Genomic DNA, 17,524 nt, shown 5'->3' with positions numbered 1-17,524 from the left:
TGCTCGTTCCAGCCGCCAATCCGGGCCAAAGGCCCGACGCTTCCGGAGCGCGCCGATGCCCCGACCCTTCGAGCCCTTCGCCGACGCCTTGCGCACCGCGCGCGACATCGTCCGGGAGCGCGCAGGCGCGGTCGCACAGGCGGCCGTACAGGCCGATCCCCACGCCTACGACGAGGCCTGCAACGCCCTCGCCGTCCGGATCGCCCAGGCCATCGTCGATGCCGGCGAGGCCGCGACGGCGCATGGCCGGGATCACGAGGCCGCCTGAGCCAACGGCGGCCGGTCAGCCCCGCCGCCGTCCGCCGCCGCCCTTGTATTTGGGCTTCTGCCCGCCGAGCCCCTGCGTCGAGCGCGGCTTCGGCCGCTCCTGCCAGGCCGGCGCGAGGCCGCCCACCGGAAGCTCCCGGTCCGTGCCGGGGCCCATATTGTCGAGGTCGGGCTTGGCGATGCGGCTGCCGCCTCCGCCTGCGCCCCCTGCCCCGCGCGGCGCCTTCCGGCCGAACTTTCCGGCCTCGCGCTCCACGTCGCTCTGTCGTGCCATCGGGTCGTCCGAGACCAGAAGCTCGGTGGCCTGGAGCCGCTTCAGCTCGTCGCGCAGGCGGGCTGCCTCCTCGAAGTCGAGATCGGCGGCGGCGGCGCGCATGCGCTTCTCCAGATCCGCCATCACGGCCTTGAGGTTGTGGCCCACCGTGATCGCGTCCTTGGCCAGCCCGGTATCGACCTGGACGTGGTCGCGCTCGAACACGCTGCTCAGGATGTCGGCGATGCCGCGCTTCACGCTCTGCGGCGTGATCCCGTGCTCTTCGTTGTAGGCGAGCTGCTTGGTGCGGCGCCGCTCGGTCTCGGCCATCGCCCGCTCCATCGAGCCGGTGATGTTGTCCGCGTACAGGATGCAGCGCGCGTCGGCGTTGCGGGCGGCGCGGCCGATGGTCTGGATCAGCGAGGTCTCCGAGCGGAGGAAGCCTTCCTTGTCGGCGTCGAGGATCGCCACCAGGGCGCATTCCGGGATGTCGAGGCCCTCGCGCAGCAGGTTGATGCCGATCAGCACGTCGAAGGCGCCGAGCCGCAGGTCGCGGATGATCTCGATGCGCTCCAGCGTGTCGATGTCGGAGTGCATGTAGCGCACCCGCACGCTGTTCTCGTGGAGATACTCGGTGAGGTCCTCGGCCATGCGCTTGGTGAGCGTCGTCACCAGCGTCCGGTAGCCGGCCTGCGCGACTTCGCGGACCTCGCCCAGCAGGTCGTCGACCTGGCTGCGGGCCGGGCGGATCTCGATCACCGGATCGACGAGTCCCGTCGGGCGGATCACCTGCTCGGCGAAGACGCCCCCCGTCTGCTCCATCTCCCACTTGCCGGGCGTCGCCGAGACGTGGACCGTCTGCGGGCGCATCGCGTCCCATTCCTCGAAGCGCAGGGGGCGGTTGTCGAGGCAGGAGGGCAGCCGGAAGCCGTATTCGGCGAGCGTCGCCTTCCGGCGGAAGTCGCCCCGGTACATGCCGCCGATCTGCGGCACCGTGACGTGGCTCTCGTCGGTGAAGACCAGGGCGTTGTCGGGCAGGTACTCGAACAGGGTCGGCGGCGGCTCGCCGGGCTTCCGGCCGGTGAGGTAGCGGGAATAGTTCTCGATGCCGTTGCAGGCGCCGGTGGCCTCGATCATCTCGATGTCGAAGGTGCAGCGCTGGTCGATGCGCTGCGCCTCGATGAGCCGGCCCATCTTGGTCAATTCCTCGATCCGGCCGTTCAGCTCGTTCTTGATGCCCTTGATCGCCTGCTGCAGCGTCGGGCGCGGCGTCACGTAGTGCGAGTTGGCGTAGACCTTCACGAATTTCAGTTCGGAGATCGTCTTGCCGGTGAGCGGATCGAACTCGACGATGCTCTCGACCTCGTCGCCGAACAGGCCGATGCGCCAGCCGCGGTCTTCCAAGTGGGCGGGCCACAGCTCGATGGAATCGCCGCGCACCCGGAAGGTGCCGCGGGCGAAATCCGACTGGATCCGCTTGTACTGCAGGGCCACGAGGTCGGCGATGAGCTGGCGCTGCTCGATCCGCTCGCCGAGCGACACGGTGAACGACATCGCCGTGTAGGTCTCGACCGAGCCGATGCCGTAGATGCACGAGACCGAGGCGACGATGATGACGTCGTCCCGCTCCAGCAGGGCGCGGGTGGCGGCGTGGCGCATCCGGTCGATCTGCTCGTTGATCGAGGATTCCTTCTCGATGAACGTGTCGGAGCGCGGGACGTAGGCCTCGGGCTGGTAATAGTCGTAGTAGGAGACGAAGTACTCGACGGCGTTGTCCGGGAAGAACGCCTTGAACTCCCCGTAGAGTTGCGCGGCCAGCGTCTTGTTGGGCGCCAGGATCAGGGCCGGGCGCTGGGTCTCCTCGATGATCTTGGCCATCGTGAAGGTCTTGCCCGAGCCGGTGACGCCGAGCAGCACCTGATCGCGCTCGAGTCCCTGCACGCCGCCGACGAGTTCGGCGATCGCTTTTGGCTGGTCACCGGCGGGCTTGAACTCGGATTTCAGCGTGAACCGGACGCCGCCCTCGGATTTCTTCGGTCGCTCCGGGCGGTGCGGGACCCAGGTCTGGCCGTCCTTGAACAGCGGGTTGCCCTCGGTGAGCAGCCGCTCCAGGGCCGACACCGTCGCGGAGGCGCCGCCGTCGCCGCCGGGATCCGGCAGGTCGGCGCCCTCGGGCACCGGACCGTCCTCCGGCGGCGTCAGGCCGAGCGCCTGGGCGAGGCGCGGATCGACATCGGCCGCGTCGCCGAGGGCGTAGCCGGCCTGTGGAGCCTCCGCGAAGCCGTCGCGGGCGATCGCGCCCCGGCGCGCGGCGGCCTTGGTGCCGTCCTTGCCGGCTCGTCCTTTCGGCTTGCCCGGCCGCGCGGGCGGCTCGGGGGGCGGCTCGACGGCGGCCGGCCGGTTCCGGTTGAGCGCCGGGTTCAGGAGCTCGGCCAGATAGGTGTCGAGCGGCTTGAGCTCGGGCTTCGACGCCTTGGCGGACGACGCCGAAACGGAAGCGGCGCGCGGTTTCTTCGGTGCTGGCATGAGAACAATATGGGCCTGGACCCCGCTCCGAGGAACCCTGCACGGGTGCAGTTTGACAACTTCCGTGGGAGGCCGCCCGCGCCTCGGACCGGTGGGTGGGCGAGACCCCTTTCCACTGGAGAAGGCGTAGCGAATACAGCCATTAAGTAGAATTCACGGTGTGCCGATCTCGACCTCGGGCTCGGATGCTGAGAAGATCCGCATCCGCGGGGCGGGCCAGGCGGCTTGCGGAAAGCCCATCCTGTCGATACTTTGCGATGCAAAGCGCGGTGCGAAGCATGCTGCAGCCGGGGGCTTGAGGCACATGCAGGACCTGGACAAGGCGCTGGCGGACATCGTGGCGATCCGCTCGCAGATCGCCCGCGACACGGCGTTCCGGGGTTTGGGGGCGGCGACGGTCGCCGGCACCGGCTTCCTCGCGCTGGCCTGCGCGGCGGGGCAGGCCCTGTGGCTTGGCGATCCCGCGGCGCGGCCGGGCCTGTTCTTCGGCCTCTGGATCGCGGCCGCCCTCGCGGCTTTCATGATGATCGGCGTCGAGGCGGTCCGGCGCAGCCGGCGCCTGCATTCCGGCCTCGCCGACGCCATGGTTTGGAACGCCATCGAGGTGTTCCTGCCGGCCGCGGGCGCGGGGGCCTGCCTCGCCCTGGTCGTCGCCCGCTTCGCACCCGACGAGGTCTGGATGCTGCCGGGTCTCTGGCAGGTGCTGGTCGGCCTCGGCCTGTTCGCCTCGTCCCGGATCCTGCCGCGGGCTGTCCAGGGCGTCGGCGCCTGGTACCTGCTCGCCGGGCTCGCCGTGCTGGCGGTCTCGGCCGAGACCCGGGCCCTGTCCCCCTGGACGATGGGCCTGCCCTTCCTGCTCGGTCAAGCGTGGCTGGCCGGGATCATCCATCACGCGGCCCGGGCCTTCGATGACGACCGCTGACCGTTCCGACGGGCGCTTTTCTTACGAGGGGCTCGACAGGATCATCCACGAGCGGGCGCGCCTCAGCGTGCTGACCTCCCTGGTGGCGCATCCGAAGGGCCTGCCCTTCCCGGATCTCAAGCGCCTGTGCGGGCTCACCGACGGCAACCTGAGCCGCCACCTCGCCGTGCTGAGCGAGGCCGATCTGGTGAGCCTCGAGAAGGGCTTCGCGCACAACCGGTCGCAGACAGTCTGCCGCCTCACCGTCACCGGGCGCCAGCGCTTCATCGGCTATCTCGGCGTGCTCGAGCAGGTGGTGCGCGACGCCGCGCAGGCCGCCGAGCGCGGCCCCGAATCCGGTGTCCGCGGCCTCGATCCGGCCACGAAAACGGCGTGAGACCGCCCCGTCCCGCCGGGAATGTTAATCCCGTCTCGATAGACCTGAACGCCACGCCCATGCCGGGAGACTTTACGATGCAAAGCGAAGCGGTGCCGGGTCCCCTGCACGCCGCGATCATCATGGACGGTAACGGGCGCTGGGCCACGCAGCGCGGCCTGCCGCGGCTGGCCGGCCACCACCGCGGCGTGGAGTCGATCCGGCGCACCGCCGAGGCCTGTCCGGATCTCGGCATCGGCACGCTCACGCTCTACGCCTTCTCGGCGGATAACTGGCAGCGCCCCGCCGAAGAGGTCGGCGGCCTGATGCGGCTCCTGCGCTCCTACCTGCGCAACGAGACCCAGCGCCTCGCCCGGACCGGCACGCGCCTCAGCGTCGTCGGCCGGCGCGACCGTCTGCCGGACGGCATCCCCGAGGCGATCGCCGCGGCGGAAGCCGCCACGGCGGCGGGGACCCGGCTGCATCTCCGGATCTGCGTCGACTACTCGGCCCGCGACGCGATCATCGCCGCGGCGCAGCGCCTCCAGGGCGAAGATCCGACCCGCGAGAGCTTCGGCAAGCTGGTGGCCGGCCCGATGCACGGCTCCCCCGTCGATGTCGACCTGCTGATCCGCACCGGCGGCGAGCGGCGTCTCTCCGACTTCATGCTGTGGGAGGCGGCCTATGCCGAGTTGCATTTCACAGAGCGGATGTGGCCCGAGTTCGGTCCCGAGGACCTGGCCGAGGCGGTCGCCGAGTTCGGCCGCCGCGAGCGCCGGTTCGGCGGGCTGAAGGCTCCGGCAGTCCCGGCCGCGGCCTGAGGCCGCTTGACGGGCGCGCACCGGCGCGCAGAGGGTTCTCGGCATGACCGAGACCCTCGCCCAACGCCGCGTCCTTCTCGTCATCGGCGGCGGCATCGCGGCCTACAAGGCCCTCGACCTGATCCGGCGCCTGCGCGAGCGCGGCGCCAGCGTCTGCCCGGTGCTGACCGCGGGGGCGCAGGAATTCGTGACGCCCCTTGCCGCCGCCGCGCTCGCCGGCGAGCGGGCCCATACCGACCTGTTCGACCGGGCTTCCGAGGCCGAGATCGGCCACATCAAGCTCGCCCGTCAGGCGGATGCCGTGGTGGTGGCGCCCGCGACCGCCAACCTGATGGCCCGCATGGCCGGCGGTCACGCGGCCGACCTCGCGACCACTGTCCTGCTGGCGACGAGCCTTCCGATCCTGATCGCGCCGGCCATGAACGTCCAGATGTGGGCGCATCCGGCCACCCGCCGGAACCGCGCTGTCCTGGAGGGCGACGGCGTCCGGATCGTGGGGCCGAATGCCGGCCGGATGGCGGAGCCCGAATCCGGCCCGGGCCGCATGGCCGAGCCCAACGAGATCGCCGATGCGCTGGAGCGGATGCTCGGCCAGCAGGCCGGGGACAGGCCCCTGGCCGGCCGGCGCGTGCTCGTGACCTCCGGTCCCACCCACGAGCCGATCGACCCGGTCCGCTACATCGCCAACCGCTCCTCCGGCCGCCAGGGCCACGCCATCGCGGCGGCCGCCGCTGCGGCCGGTGCCGCCGTGACCCTGGTCTCCGGGCCCGTGGCGCTCCCCGATCCGCCGGGCGTCGCCGTCGTCCGGGTCGAGACCGCCCGGCAGATGCTGGAAGCCGTCGAGGCGGCGCTGCCAGCCGACATCGCGGTCTTCGCCGCCGCGGTCGCCGACTGGCGTCCGGAGCAGGAGGCCGGCAGCAAGAAGATCAAGAAGGACGGCACCGGCCCGGCGCCGATGCCGCTGGTGGAGAATCCCGACATCCTCGCCACGATCGCGCGCCTGCCGGTGGGGCGCCCGCCCCTCGTGGTCGGGTTCGCCGCCGAGACCGACACGGTCGTCGAGCACGCCCGGGCGAAGATTGCCCGGAAGGGCTGCGACCTGATCGTGGCCAACGACGTGTCGGCCGAGGGCGGCGTCATGGGCGGCGCCGACAATACGGTTCACCTGATCCGACGGGACGGTGCGGTGGAAACCTGGCCGCGCCTCGGCAAGGACGAGGTCGCCCGGCGGCTCGTGGCCCATGTCGCGGGGCTTCTGGCCGGCTGACGCGACGGGGCCGCTGCGAGCCCGCCTCCCTGCCCCGCGAAGGTGCTTCGAAGGTGCTTTGTCGGCCCGCGCGCCCCGGCGGCGACGTCGATCGCGCCCAGACGGGTGAGAGACGGTCCTGAGATATTTGTATTTTGGAAGAGAAGTTTTTCGCAATTATTCGCGGTTTCATTCGGTAAATGCCGGAAATTGACTCAAATCACATTTCGAATGAGTCTATATGCGGTCGAATGACCATAGAAATACATCAGATTTTTTGATTGTGACTGAGAAAAACTTGTTATGATCCTGCGATATGCTCGATCTGTCGGGCCGTCGGAGGTGAAGGATGATGCGGGTGCGGGACCTGTCGATCCGGACGACCATGTGTCTCGTCCTCGTCGCCATGGCGACGATCATGCTGGCCTTCGCGACGGGCGCCGTGCGGGAGGCGCAGGAGCAGGCGGCGGAGGCCGAGCAGGTCATCACCCTGGTGCGGGCGAGCCGCGCCCTTCTCCAGACCGTGAACGTGGCCCGGTTCGAACGGGGGGCGACGCTGCAATTCCTCGCCGCCGCCGAGCCCGTCGAGGCCGAAACCCGCGCGTCGCTCTACGCGGACCGGCAGCGGGTGATCGCCGGGCTGGCCGAAGCACAGCCCCTCCTCGACGGGCTGGGTCTCCCCGCCGTGACTGCGACCCTCGGCCCCCTGCGGGCTGCCGGCGGACGCGTCGAACGCCTCCGGCCGCGGGTCGACGCGGCCCTGAAGCTGTCGGGATCCCAGCGGGATGGCGCGGTGACGACCGAGGCGAAGGCCGCCTTCCAGGAGATGCTCGATGCCCTGATCGCCACGAGCGATGCCGTGGATGCCGCGATCCCGCTGTCCGACGGGATCCTCCGACGCGATCTCGCCCTCAAGCGGGCGGCCTGGTCGACGCGCATGGCCAACGGAGCCGTCGCCCTGCGCGTGCAGACGTCCCTGGCAGCCGGGACGGCCTGGACGCTGGACGAGACCGTGGCGGCCGCCGAGGAGCGGGGACGTCTCGACGCGGCCTGGAGATCGGCCATCGAGGCCGCTTCGGAGATGTCCGAGACGGTTCGCGCGGCGTTCCGCCGGGCCCGGGAGAACAATTTCGAGGGCCCATCCCTGGCCCGCCGGTCCGCAGTGGCGACCGCGCTGAGCCGCGGCACGCCGCCGGGTCTGACGCTCGCGCAGGCACGCAAGCTCGATACGCCCGAGCAGGTCACCCTCGTCGACCTCGCCTTCGTCTGCCTCGACGAGATGATCGCGCGGGCCGAGACCCTGTCCGGCGCGGCCCGGCGCGTCCTGCTGCGCGACGGGGCGGCCCTGCTGGCAACCCTGCTCCTCGTCGCGCTCGCCCTGATCGTGCTCTTCCGCGGGGTGCTGCGGCCGATCCGGGCGATCACCGCGACGATGGAGGCCCTGGCGGCCGGCGATGCCGACGTCGCGCTCCCAAGCCTGGACCGGCGCAACGAGATCGGCGCCATGGTCCGGGCCGTGCAGGTCTTCAAGGACAATTTGATCCGGTCCCGTCGCCTCGAAGCCGAGGCCGAAGAGGCCCGGCAGGCCGCCGAGGCGCGGCGCCGCAGCGGACTGCGCGCGATGGCCGAGCGCTTCGAGCGGGCGGTCGGCGGCGTCATCGCCCGGGTCTCGGCCTCGGCCACGGCCCTGCAGGCCACCGCCGGGAGCATGACGGAGACCGCGGCCGAGAGTGCCGGGCAGTCGACAACCGTCGCCGCCGCCGCCCAGCAGGCGGCGAGCAACGTCAACACCGTGGCGGCGGCTGCCGAGGAACTCGGGACCTCCGTGCAGGAAATCGGCCGGCAGGTCGACGGCTCGGCCAATCTCGCGCGTGCGGCCGTCGCGGAGGCCGATCAGACCGGCGCGCTGGTCCGGGACCTGAGTGAGGCCGTGTCGCGGATCGGCGACGTCGTCGGGCTGATCGCGACCATCGCGGGCCAGACGAACCTGCTGGCGTTGAACGCCACGATCGAGGCGGCGCGGGCGGGCGCCGCCGGTCGCGGCTTCGCGGTCGTCGCCGCCGAAGTGAAGGCGCTGGCCGTTCAGACCGCCCGCGCCACGGACGAGATCTCGGGCCAGATCGGGCGGGTTCAGGCCTCGACGGGCGAGGCCGTCGCGGCGATCGGGACGATCACGGCCCGGATCCGCGAGATCGACGGCGTGGCGACCTCGATCGCCGCCGCGGTGGAGCAGCAGGGCGCGGCCACTCAGGAGATCGTCCGCAACGTCGGACAGGCGGCGCAGGGCGCGGCCGCGGTCACCGGCCATATCGCCGGCGTCGCCGAAGCCTCGAGCGCGACCGAGGCGGCGGCGGGGGAAGTTCTGGCCGCGGCCGCGGCCCTGTCGGCCCAGTCCGCGCATCTGACCGCCGAGGTCGACCGGTTCCTGGACAGCGTCCGCGCCGCCTGAACGGTCCCGGAGGCTCGGGCGACCGGGCTCCCTGGCCTGGACGGGTCCGAGGCGATAGAAGGCCTCCCGACGGCCGGCGCGCACGGCGCCGGCTCCAGGGAGAAACCATGCCTCGCCTGTCCCCCCTCTTCGGAGCCGCGTTGATCGCCATGACCACAGCCGCCACTGCCGAGACCGTGACCACGCCCTCCGGCCTCAAGTATCAGGACGAGGTCGTCGGCACCGGGCCTGAGCCGAAGGCCGGCCAGCAGGTCACCGTCCAGTATACCGGCTGGCTCGACGAGGGCGGCAAGAAGGGCAAGAAGTTCGATTCGTCCCGCGACCGCAACCAGCCCTTCAGCTTCCCCCTCGGCGCCGGCCAGGTGATCAAGGGCTGGGACGAGGGCGTCGCCACCATGAAGACCGGCGGCAAGCGCACCCTGATCATCCCGCCGCAGCTCGGCTACGGCGCCCGGGGTGCCGGCGGCGTGATCCCGCCGAACGCCACCCTGATCTTCGACGTCGAACTCCTCGGCGCGAAGTAAGCGGCACGGCTGCGCGACGGCGAGAGTTTCCAGAACCATGCTGTTCGCGCAGCTGTCCGACGAGCTGTTCAAGCCGCTGGCTTCGCCGAGCCGCAGCTTCAACGCGGCCCTGCTCCTGCACCTGCACCGGCGCGTCCTCGGGGCCGAGCCGGTGCGCAAGGCCGAGCTTCTGGCCGAGATCGGCGACTTCGCCGCCGGCTGGAGCGATCCCGAGGTCAGCGGCGACGAGCCGATCTCCGCCGATCCGACCGAGCGCCGCACGGCGCTCTACCGGCGCCTCCTCGACACCGGCTGGCTGATCGAGCGCCGCGAGCGCTACGTCCCGGTCGCGGAGTTCGACCCCGAGGCGCGGCTCCTCCTGGAGGAGCTGTCCCGGCTGGAACGGGGCGAGACCCGCTCCTACGGCGGGGCCGTGCTGGAGGTTCTGGGTGGCCTCGAGAGCGCCCTGTCGGATCCGGCGAACCGCTCCGAGGCTCTCTCCAACGCCGCCCGGGGCGCGGCCGCCTTCCTGTCGCACGTGCGCGGGCTCGCGGCCGGCATGCGCAAGGTCGAGGAGCGCATCCTGCGCGAGCCCGACCGCGCCAAGACCTTCCGGCTGTTCTTCGAGGATTTCGTCGAGCGCCACCTGATCAGCGACTACCGGACGCTCCACACCCGCTTCAACCCGTTCCGCTTCCGCGCCAGCGTGGTGCGCGAGGCCGGCCGGGCGCTGCGCGACGCCCTCACCGTCCGGGCCCTGGCCGAGGGCCTCATCCGGGAGGGGCGGAGCGCCGATCTCGACGCGGCGCAGCGGGCCGTCCGGACGGATCTCGCCCAGATTCTCGCGGTGTTCGAGGGGCTCGACAACCATCTCGATGCCGTCGACGCCGTGGTGGCGCGTCTGGAGCGCCGGATCGCCTCCGCCCTGCACGTGATGGACCGCCCGGATCCGAGCGGCGTCGAGCGCGTGGCCGCGATGCTGCGCGCCGTCGGCGGGTCGGAGATCGCCCCCGACGTGCCGGGCGACGTCTCGCTGCTGCGGCCGCCCATCGGGCACGCGCATCTCCAGGCGCCGCGGGCCCGCAAGGCCGCGATCGACATGGAGCCCCTGCCCGACGTCGAGGACGATCCGGTGGTCGACGCCTTCGCGGCCGCCAAGGCGGAGTTCCGGCGCCGCACCACCGTGACGCCCGAAAGCATGAGCGCCTTCGTGGAGGCCCGACTCGGAAAGGCGGTGCGGCTGCGCGGGTCGCAGATCGTGATCGCGGGCGTCGACGACTTCATCGTGTTCCAGCGCCTGCGCGAGATCGACGTGCTGTTCGACGCCAAGCTCGGCGAGCGCTACGCCGTCACCCGGCTGCCCGAGCGGGTGGCCAATGGCTGGCTCGACTGCCCGGATTTCCTTCTGGAGCGCCGCCCCTATGCTTGAGGGCTTCCGCGCGATCATCGACGGCGACGAGCCGCCGCCGCCCGGCGCAAGGGCGCCGGATGCCGAAGAGCTGAGCCGTGCCCTCCAAGTGCTTCTGAAGGGGCAGGTGATCTACGCCGAGACCCAGGGGATCGGCCGCTCCTACGAGCTCGCCCGGCACTACGCCCCGTTCTTCACCGACTACTTCGCCTGCCTCGGCTACGCGCTCACGGTCTCGCATCGCGACCAGATGGTCTCGCTGAGCCCGGCCGCCGACGCGCCCCGCCACGACATCGTCTCGGAGCGCCTGCGCAAGGACGAGACGCTGGTGCTCCTGGCGCTCCGGCTCCTCTACGAGGAGGGCCTGCGCGACCACCGGGCCGGGACTGACGGGATCGTCGACTGCACCACCGACGAGATCGTCGAGAAGATCCGCACCGTGGCGCGCAACGAGCCTCCCGAGGAGGGGCGGCTCGCCGACATCCTGCGCCTCTACGCGAAGCGCGGCGGCCTGCGCCTCGGCGAGCGCGACCGGGTCGAGCGGGTCACCCCGCTCTCGCTCCTGCCGGGGCTGACGGTGCTGGCTTCCGACGCCTGGATGGAGCGCCTTCGGGCGTGGTCGGAGGCCGGGGAGGCCTGATTCCGACGTGCGTCCTTGAGGGGGGGCGTCTTCGCCAACGGAGCGAAGCGCCCCGGCGGCGGTCCGCTCGACGACGTCCCGCTGACCGGGGTCAGGCGTGGCGCCCGTGACGACGGGCGGCGACCGGGCTCATCGCCCGGACGCCTCCGGCCGGCCGGTATCCGGTCAGGCCGCCCGGACGGTCGCCAGGAAGTGCTCCACCTCGCTGCCGAGATGGGCCGCCTGCCGGGCCATCTCGGAGGCCGACGCCAGGACCTGCGCGGCGGCCGCCCCGGTCTCCTCGGCGGCGCCCGCGACGCCGCTGACATTGGCGGTGACGGATTCGGTCCCGGTCGCCGCCTCGGCGACGTTGCGGACGATCTCCTGGGTGGCCGCGCCCTGCTCCTCCACCGCGGCGGCGATCGACGTCGCCATGCCGCTGATCTCGCGGATGCGGCCCGCGATGCCGTCGATGGCCTGGACGGCCTGGCCGGTCGAGCCCTGGATCTGCGCGATCTGGGCCGAGATCTCGGCCGTGGCCTTGGCGGTCTGGTCGGCCAGCGCCTTCACCTCGGTGGCGACGACCGCGAAGCCGCGTCCCGCGGCGCCGGCCCGGGCGGCCTCGATCGTGGCGTTCAGCGCCAGCAGGTTGGTCTGGCTGGCGATGGCCGAGATCAGGTCCACCACCTCCCCGACCCGGCGCGCGCCGGTGCTCAGGGCCTGGACGAGATCGGCCGTGGCGGCCGCCTCGCGGACGGCGGCCTGCGCCAGATCCGCCGAGGAGCCGACCTGACGGCCGATCTCGTTGACCGAGGAGCCCAGTTCCTCGGCGGCCGCCGCGACCGTGGTCACGTTGCTGGAGGCCTCCTCGGCGGCGGCCGCCGCGCTGGTCGACTGGCCGGCCGTCTGCGTCGCCGTCACGGTGAGGCTCTGGGCCGTGGATTGGAGCTGCGTCGCCGCGGACGTCACCGAGCCGACGATACCGCCGATGGCCGACTCGAACCGGTCGGCGAGTTCGCGCGTCGCCTGCCGGCGCTGGGCCTCGGCGCCGGCCCGGGCCTGCGCGGTCTCGGCCTCGAGGGCGCGGGCGTGCAGCAGGTTCTCCCGGAAGACCGCGACGGTCGCCGACATGGCGCCGATCTCGTCCCGCCGCGCCGCGTAGGGGATCTCGGCCTGCGTGTCGCCGTCGGCGAGGCGCCGCATGGACCGCGTCATCCCCGCGAGCGGCCGCGACACGCCCGTGAAGGCGTACAGCATGGCGCCCAGCGCGATGACGAAGCTGACGAGCAGGCTCACGATGGTGGTCCGGACCGCGTCCGCTTGGCTGTCGCGGGCCGTGCGCCCGGCCGCCTCGCCGTTCCTGATGTTCAGGTCGGCCAGAGCGCGGGTCGCGGTCGAGGCCGCGAGATAGTTGGCGTTCATCGGCCCGCGGAAATAGGCGAGCGCCTGATCGTGCTGATCGGCCGGGAAGGCGCGCAGACGGGTCCAGTCGGCCTGCTGCACCGCGAGCTTGGCGAGCAGGTCGTCGTAGATCGCCTGTTCCTCCTTCGACGCCACCAGGGTGCGGTAGGCCTCGGCCTTCGCCTGGCGGTTCCGCATCATCTCGTCCGCGCTCTTCAGGCTGGTCGCGCGCTCCGATTCGGTATCCGCCGTCACGTAGCGGAACTGCCACAGTCGCGAGCGCATCACGAGGGCGTTGATCGCCTGGGCCTCGTTGATCGACGGCACGGCGTTGTCGATCAGCTCCGCGAGCCGCTGGTCGACCGCCTGCATCTTGTAGAGAGTCACGCCGCCCTGAACCAGCGCCGCCAGGAGCAGGAGGGCGAAGAGGCCGCTGAGCTTTGCTTTGAGACTGAGACGCATCGGTCGGTTCCGGTCGTGCGGACGAGACCGGCAGGACATGAACAGGTTGTGCTAATAGTGTCATAACCTGAGGTAGGATCGGGCTTCAGAGGTTCGCGCGTGTCGGCTTGCATACGCGGCCGAGTCCGGCCAACTGGGCCGAACATTCCTCGCCACCGGCCCGACCCACCCACATCGTGTACGTCCTCACCGACATCGCCATCTCCAACTGGTACCTGATCCGCCGCGAGCAGATCCGGCTGCGCGGTGCCGCCGCGCTGGTCGGGCCGACGGGGGCCGGGAAATCGACGATCTTCGATGCGGTCGGCACGGTGCTGGCCGGCAACAACGCCAGCCGCCTCGCCCTCAACGCCTCGGCCTCCGGGCGCAGCGCCCGAACCGTGCGCGACTATTGCTTGGGCTGGATCAGCGACCCGGCGGAAGGCGGCCGCCCGACCCGCGAATCCTGCGAGACCGTGCTGGTCCTGGTCTTCGAGAATCCCGATTCCGGCCGTGTGGTCTCGGTCGGCCTCGCCCTGGCCGCTCGGGCCGTGGAGCCTAAGGAGACGGTGCTCTCGCGCTTCATCGCGGTCGGGCACCGGTTCGAGGTCTCCGACTACGCCCGCACCGCCCCCGGCGGCACCTACACGGCGCCCTGGAGCGAGATCGCCGCGGACCTGCGGGCCCGCGCGGCGAGCTTCACCGAGTACCGGACCTCCGGCGAACGCTTCACGGCCGATGTCCTCGCCACCCTGCGCGAGGGGGCGCCGTCGCCGGAGCCGCGCCACTTCCTGCGCAGCTTCGCCAACGCGGTGGCGTTCAAGCCGATCTTCGACACCAGCGCCTTCGTGCGCGCCTTCGTGCTCGACCCGGAGCCCCTGGACGTCGAGCGCGTGCGCCACTCCATCGCCAACTGGCGTCGGCTTCTGGAGACCATCGCCGAGCTGGAGAGCCGCCTCGGACGCCTGCGGCGCCTACGCGACCGCTACGAAGCCTGGGGTGAGGCGGTCCTCGCTGCCGCGACGCACGAGCTGCGCGCGGCGAGCGCCGAGCTGCGCCGCCGGAGCCTCGACCTCATCGCCGTCCGGTCCCGGCTCCGGGAAGGCGCCGACACCCTGCGCATCGCCCGCGAGCGCGTCGCGGCGAGCCGCGGCTACGTCCGCGAGATCGACGGCGAGATCGCCGAGAAGAAGGCGCTGGCCACCGCGAGCGCCGCCGAGGGCCGGCTCGCCGCCTCGACGCTGGGCCTCTCCATGCTGGAGCGCGACCGGAAGGAGCTGATCGGCCGGATCGGCGATCTCGTCGGCCTCGTCGGGCAGATGGCCAAGCTCCAGCCGGTCGCCCCGATCCTGCGCCAGAGCTGCCCGCAGGCGGCCCGCCTCGCCGAGGCCTGCGCCCGGGCGGGCCTGCGTCGGGAATCCTCCCCCGAGGAGATCCTGCGCCCCGAGGGGCCGCTCGCCGAATTGGCCGACGGGCTGGTGCGCCTGCCCGATTTCGACGAGGCGCTGGAGCGGGCCGCCGAGGACGCGGCGCTGAAGGCCCGCGCCCAGGAGAGCGAGGCCGAGCGCACGGCGCCGCGCACCGGCGGCGGCCCGACCGCGCGCCTGTCCTCCGACACGGTGGCGTTCCGCGGCGAGCTGGAGCGCCGCGGCATCGACGCGGTGCCGATCTGCGAACTGGCCGAGATCGTTGACCCCACCTGGGGGCCGGCCCTCGAAGGCCTGCTGGGGCGCGCCCGCGAGGCCCTGGTGGTTCCCCCGGACCGGCTGAACGAGGCACTCGGCGTCCTGCAATCCGGCCGCGACCGGTTCCACCGCTGCATCCTGGTGAAGACCACCGACACCGCCAAGCAGCGGTCCCGCCGCTACGACGACGGTCCGCTCACCGTGATCGAGACCAGCGACCCGCACGCGGAGGCGTTCCTCGGCGTGCGGCTCGGCGGCTACGACCTCGCCCGGGACGACGCCGAACTGGCCCGCCTCGCCCGGGCGGTCGCCCCGAGCGGCCGGACCACGGCCGGGATGGCCTATTCGGTCACCCGCAGCGTCGACCTGCTGATGACCCGCGGCCATCGCGGGCCCACCGCCGACAGCCGCCGCGCCCACGAGATCGCCGTCGCCGAGGCGCGGCGCCTGCGCGGCGAGGCCGCGGTCCTGCGCGAGGCCGCCCGGACGGCGGCCGCGATCCGGGCCCGCGTCGCCCGGGGCCTCGACGACGTGGAGGCGCTCCGGGCCGAGCTCGACGGGCTCGACGGGCGGCGGCGCACGCTCCAGACCGAGCGGGAGGGTATCGAGAAGCGCGATACCGCCGGGCTCGCCGCCGAGATCGCCGCGCTGACCACCGAGCGGGTCGGCTACCTGCGGGAATTGTCGGAGGAGCTGGAGCCCAAGCTCGACCGCCTGCTCGCCGACGAGGCGGCGCTGCGCGCCCGGATGGGACCGGTGCGCGAGGCCGTCCGCGCCGCTCTGTCGGCCCGCCGCGCGGCCCTGCGCCAGCTCAGTGCCGGCGACGCCGCGCGGGTGCGCCTCGCCCGCGGCGAGCCCTTCGACCTCGGCGTGGTCGCCGAGGCGCGGCGGGCGCTGGCCGGCCTCGATGCCAAGGCGGCCGGATCCCGGGTGACCGCCGAGCGCGGCCTCGCCCGGGAGTCCGCCGAGGCCGCCCGCTCCCACGGGCGGATCGCCGAGCGGGAGCTGGCGGAGGCCTGCGCCGCCTGGCGGGTGGAGAACCCGCTCGCCTCCGGGGACGCCCCGGCGATCGACGGCTTCGCCTGGGTGCGGCGGGAATACGAGGCCGTGGAGGGGCACGAACTCCGCCGCTACAGGGCGCAGGCCGAGCGGGCCGAGGTTGAGATGCGCCGCCTGATGACCGAGGATCTGCTGACGCGCCTCGCCGACCGGTTCGAGCGGGTCCATGCCCGGCTCGCCGCCCTCAACGAGCGGCTCTCGGCGCGCAGCTTCACCGGCCAGACCTACGCGTTCGAGGCGGCGGTGGATCGCCGCTACGCCGCCGTGCACGCGCTCGCCACCGAGACCGCCCGCTCACCCGAGGCCGCGCAGGCGCTGCTCGCCGGCGAGGCGGAGGGGCAGATGGCGGCGGCGCTCGAGGAGATCACCGCGCTGATCGCCGGCGAGGAGGATGCGGCGCGGCTCGCCGATTACCGCAACTACTTCGTCTACGAGATCGGCATGCGCGACCGGGCGGGCAACCGCACCACGATGTCGGCCCGGGCGCTGCGCGGCTCCGGCGGCGAGGCCCAGGCGCCGTTCTACGTGGCGATCGCCGCCTCGCTGGCCAGCGCCTATTATCCGGGCGACCGGCCGGGCGACGAGAATCCGGGCCTGGGCCTATGCCTGCTGGACGAGGCCTTCTCGAAGCTCGACGTGCGCAACAGCCAGGCGCTGGTCGATCTGTACCGGGCCTGGGGGCTGCAGCTCCTGATCGCCGCCCCCGAGGACAAGCGCACCACGCTGACCGAGGTGATGGATACGATCGTGACGGTCTATAAGAGCCCGGATCTCACCTCGGTGCGGATCGAGGCCGAACACCCCCTCGAGGCGGCCCGGCGGGCGCTGCACGCGATCAACCCCGACCAGATCGGGATCGAGGGGTTTCGCCAGCCGGACGCGGCGGAGTGAGCGGCGCCGGGGTCGGCGCCTTCGGGCGATGAGAGCCCTCACGGTCGTGACGCGCGTCGCGACCCTTGCCTTCGGGACGTTCGGAAACGTGGTGCTCGCGGTTGCTGCGCGCCGCGCGCCAGGACAGCCGCGCCGACGCCATCACCGGGAGGGCTCACCGAGCCCGCGCAGGGCCGGGGCGGGGCTCGCGCCGCCATCCCCGGTATCCCCGTTCTTCGTCGCGCCGGGCGTCAGTTCAGGTAGGTGCGGATCCAGTTCGGCGAGAGGATCTCGCCCTCTTCGGTGATGATCCAGGGCTGCTTGGCCGGGTCGGCCAGGGCACCGGCCGCGGCCGCGATCGCCTCGCGCAGGGTGTCGTAGCGCTCGGGCTGCGCGAGCGGGGCGCTCGCCGGGGCCGTGCGCCAGATCGTCAGATCCGCGGGCCGTTCCAGAGCTTCGGTTTCCATGGGTACTCGTCCTTCCGAACCGTTTTGGACCGTTCAGATCGCCGCCGCCGGGCTGGGCCGAGGAGCGGTGGCGATCGAGGGTCTGAGCGTCAATGCAAGCATCTCTGCGGCAGCTTTGCGATCAATTCGGGCGGTTTTCGAAGCCAGCACCCGGTGCCGAGGCACGAGCGTGGGCGGGGTTCGGTGTTCCATGTCCGTATTGAGCACAGCTGAGCTGCCCTGGACTTGCGAG

Annotated in this window: 13 protein-coding genes; 10 read left to right on the top strand and 3 right to left on the bottom strand. The window is 72.1% G+C overall.

Annotated elements, in window-relative coordinates; all coding sequences use genetic code 11:
• The first annotated feature begins 55 nt into the window (after window positions 1-55).
• Entirely contained in the window at window positions 56-268 is a 213-nt protein-coding gene (locus tag P9K36_RS05505) for a hypothetical protein (protein ID WP_043388686.1), read from the top strand.
• Between the two features lie 15 nt (window positions 269-283).
• On the opposite strand, the gene uvrB is transcribed toward P9K36_RS05505, so the two are convergent.
• Window positions 284-3,046, bottom strand: a complete 2,763-nt coding sequence (uvrB, locus tag P9K36_RS05500) for an excinuclease ABC subunit UvrB (RefSeq protein WP_043388682.1) — start codon at window positions 3,044-3,046, stop codon at window positions 284-286.
• 304 nt (window positions 3,047-3,350) lie between these two features.
• Here uvrB and P9K36_RS05495 point away from each other — a divergent pair, with 304 nt between their 5' ends.
• The 8 genes from P9K36_RS05495 to P9K36_RS05460 all read left to right on the top strand — a co-directional run bounded on the left by P9K36_RS05495 (window position 3,351) and on the right by P9K36_RS05460 (window position 11,390).
• Complete coding sequence (locus P9K36_RS05495) at window positions 3,351-3,968, top strand: hypothetical protein (RefSeq protein ID WP_043345491.1); 618 nt, start codon at window positions 3,351-3,353, stop codon at window positions 3,966-3,968.
• The gene (locus P9K36_RS05490) at window positions 3,955-4,344 is read left to right on the top strand and encodes a transcriptional regulator (RefSeq protein WP_043345490.1); all 390 of its coding nucleotides are present in this window, start codon (window positions 3,955-3,957) and stop codon (window positions 4,342-4,344) included. The genes P9K36_RS05495 and P9K36_RS05490 overlap by 14 nt, the downstream gene beginning before the upstream one ends.
• Window positions 4,345-4,421: 77 nt before the next feature.
• Window positions 4,422-5,144: a di-trans,poly-cis-decaprenylcistransferase gene (locus tag P9K36_RS05485; RefSeq protein ID WP_043345488.1), complete on the top strand. Its 723-nt coding sequence runs from the start codon at window positions 4,422-4,424 to the stop codon at window positions 5,142-5,144.
• Window positions 5,145-5,187: 43 nt separating this feature from the next.
• Window positions 5,188-6,411: a bifunctional phosphopantothenoylcysteine decarboxylase/phosphopantothenate--cysteine ligase CoaBC gene (gene coaBC, locus P9K36_RS05480; protein WP_278306629.1), complete on the top strand. Its 1,224-nt coding sequence runs from the start codon at window positions 5,188-5,190 to the stop codon at window positions 6,409-6,411.
• 331 nt (window positions 6,412-6,742) lie between these two features.
• Complete coding sequence (locus P9K36_RS05475; protein WP_278307260.1) at window positions 6,743-8,839, top strand: HAMP domain-containing methyl-accepting chemotaxis protein; 2,097 nt, start codon at window positions 6,743-6,745, stop codon at window positions 8,837-8,839.
• A gap of 107 nt (window positions 8,840-8,946) precedes the next feature.
• Entirely contained in the window at window positions 8,947-9,363 is a 417-nt protein-coding gene (locus P9K36_RS05470; protein ID WP_043345483.1) for an FKBP-type peptidyl-prolyl cis-trans isomerase, read from the top strand.
• 37 nt (window positions 9,364-9,400) lie between these two features.
• Window positions 9,401-10,771, top strand: coding sequence for a Wadjet anti-phage system protein JetA family protein (locus P9K36_RS05465; RefSeq protein ID WP_278306628.1), 1,371 nt, complete (start codon window positions 9,401-9,403; stop codon window positions 10,769-10,771).
• Window positions 10,764-11,390 carry a DUF4194 domain-containing protein gene (locus tag P9K36_RS05460; protein ID WP_043345479.1) on the top strand — a complete coding sequence of 209 codons (627 nt, stop codon included), beginning with the start codon at window positions 10,764-10,766 and terminating at the stop codon, window positions 11,388-11,390. Before P9K36_RS05465 ends, P9K36_RS05460 begins: the two co-directional genes overlap by 8 nt.
• Window positions 11,391-11,555: 165 nt before the next feature.
• Here the strand turns inward: P9K36_RS05460 and P9K36_RS05455 are convergent, their stop codons facing one another.
• Window positions 11,556-13,232, bottom strand: a complete 1,677-nt coding sequence (locus P9K36_RS05455; protein ID WP_278306627.1) for a methyl-accepting chemotaxis protein — start codon at window positions 13,230-13,232, stop codon at window positions 11,556-11,558.
• A gap of 176 nt (window positions 13,233-13,408) precedes the next feature.
• Here P9K36_RS05455 and P9K36_RS05450 point away from each other — a divergent pair, with 176 nt between their 5' ends.
• Window positions 13,409-16,846, top strand: a complete 3,438-nt coding sequence (locus tag P9K36_RS05450; RefSeq protein ID WP_053610950.1) for an SbcC/MukB-like Walker B domain-containing protein — start codon at window positions 13,409-13,411, stop codon at window positions 16,844-16,846.
• Window positions 16,847-17,076: 230 nt separating this feature from the next.
• Here the strand turns inward: P9K36_RS05450 and P9K36_RS05445 are convergent, their stop codons facing one another.
• Window positions 17,077-17,292 (bottom strand): hypothetical protein, encoded by a 216-nt coding sequence (locus P9K36_RS05445; protein ID WP_043352013.1) that lies wholly within the window; start codon window positions 17,290-17,292, stop codon window positions 17,077-17,079.
• Window positions 17,293-17,524: the final 232 nt, after the last annotated feature.

It is taken from the genome of Methylobacterium sp. 391_Methyba4 (assembly GCF_029691625.1).
Lineage (GTDB): Bacteria > Pseudomonadota > Alphaproteobacteria > Rhizobiales > Beijerinckiaceae > Methylobacterium > Methylobacterium fujisawaense.
This window is presented reverse-complemented; position numbering and strand designations above follow the sequence as displayed.

Excerpts from the sequence above, each read along its gene's own strand:
- coaBC (WP_278306629.1), top strand. The coding sequence starts at position 5,188 with ATGACCGAGACCCTCGCCCAACGCCGCGTCCTTCTCGTCATCGGCGGC.
- P9K36_RS05445 (WP_043352013.1), bottom strand. The coding sequence starts at position 17,292 with ATGGAAACCGAAGCTCTGGAACGGCCCGCGGATCTGACGATCTGGCGC.
- P9K36_RS05505 (WP_043388686.1), top strand. The coding sequence starts at position 56 with ATGCCCCGACCCTTCGAGCCCTTCGCCGACGCCTTGCGCACCGCGCGC.
- P9K36_RS05455 (WP_278306627.1), bottom strand. The coding sequence starts at position 13,232 with ATGCGTCTCAGTCTCAAAGCAAAGCTCAGCGGCCTCTTCGCCCTCCTG.
- P9K36_RS05495 (WP_043345491.1), top strand. The coding sequence starts at position 3,351 with ATGCAGGACCTGGACAAGGCGCTGGCGGACATCGTGGCGATCCGCTCG.
- P9K36_RS05470 (WP_043345483.1), top strand. The coding sequence starts at position 8,947 with ATGCCTCGCCTGTCCCCCCTCTTCGGAGCCGCGTTGATCGCCATGACC.
- P9K36_RS05475 (WP_278307260.1), top strand. The coding sequence starts at position 6,743 with ATGCGGGTGCGGGACCTGTCGATCCGGACGACCATGTGTCTCGTCCTC.
- P9K36_RS05460 (WP_043345479.1), top strand. The coding sequence starts at position 10,764 with ATGCTTGAGGGCTTCCGCGCGATCATCGACGGCGACGAGCCGCCGCCG.
- uvrB (WP_043388682.1), bottom strand. The coding sequence starts at position 3,046 with ATGCCAGCACCGAAGAAACCGCGCGCCGCTTCCGTTTCGGCGTCGTCC.
- P9K36_RS05465 (WP_278306628.1), top strand. The coding sequence starts at position 9,401 with ATGCTGTTCGCGCAGCTGTCCGACGAGCTGTTCAAGCCGCTGGCTTCG.
- P9K36_RS05490 (WP_043345490.1), top strand. The coding sequence starts at position 3,955 with ATGACGACCGCTGACCGTTCCGACGGGCGCTTTTCTTACGAGGGGCTC.
- P9K36_RS05485 (WP_043345488.1), top strand. The coding sequence starts at position 4,422 with ATGCAAAGCGAAGCGGTGCCGGGTCCCCTGCACGCCGCGATCATCATG.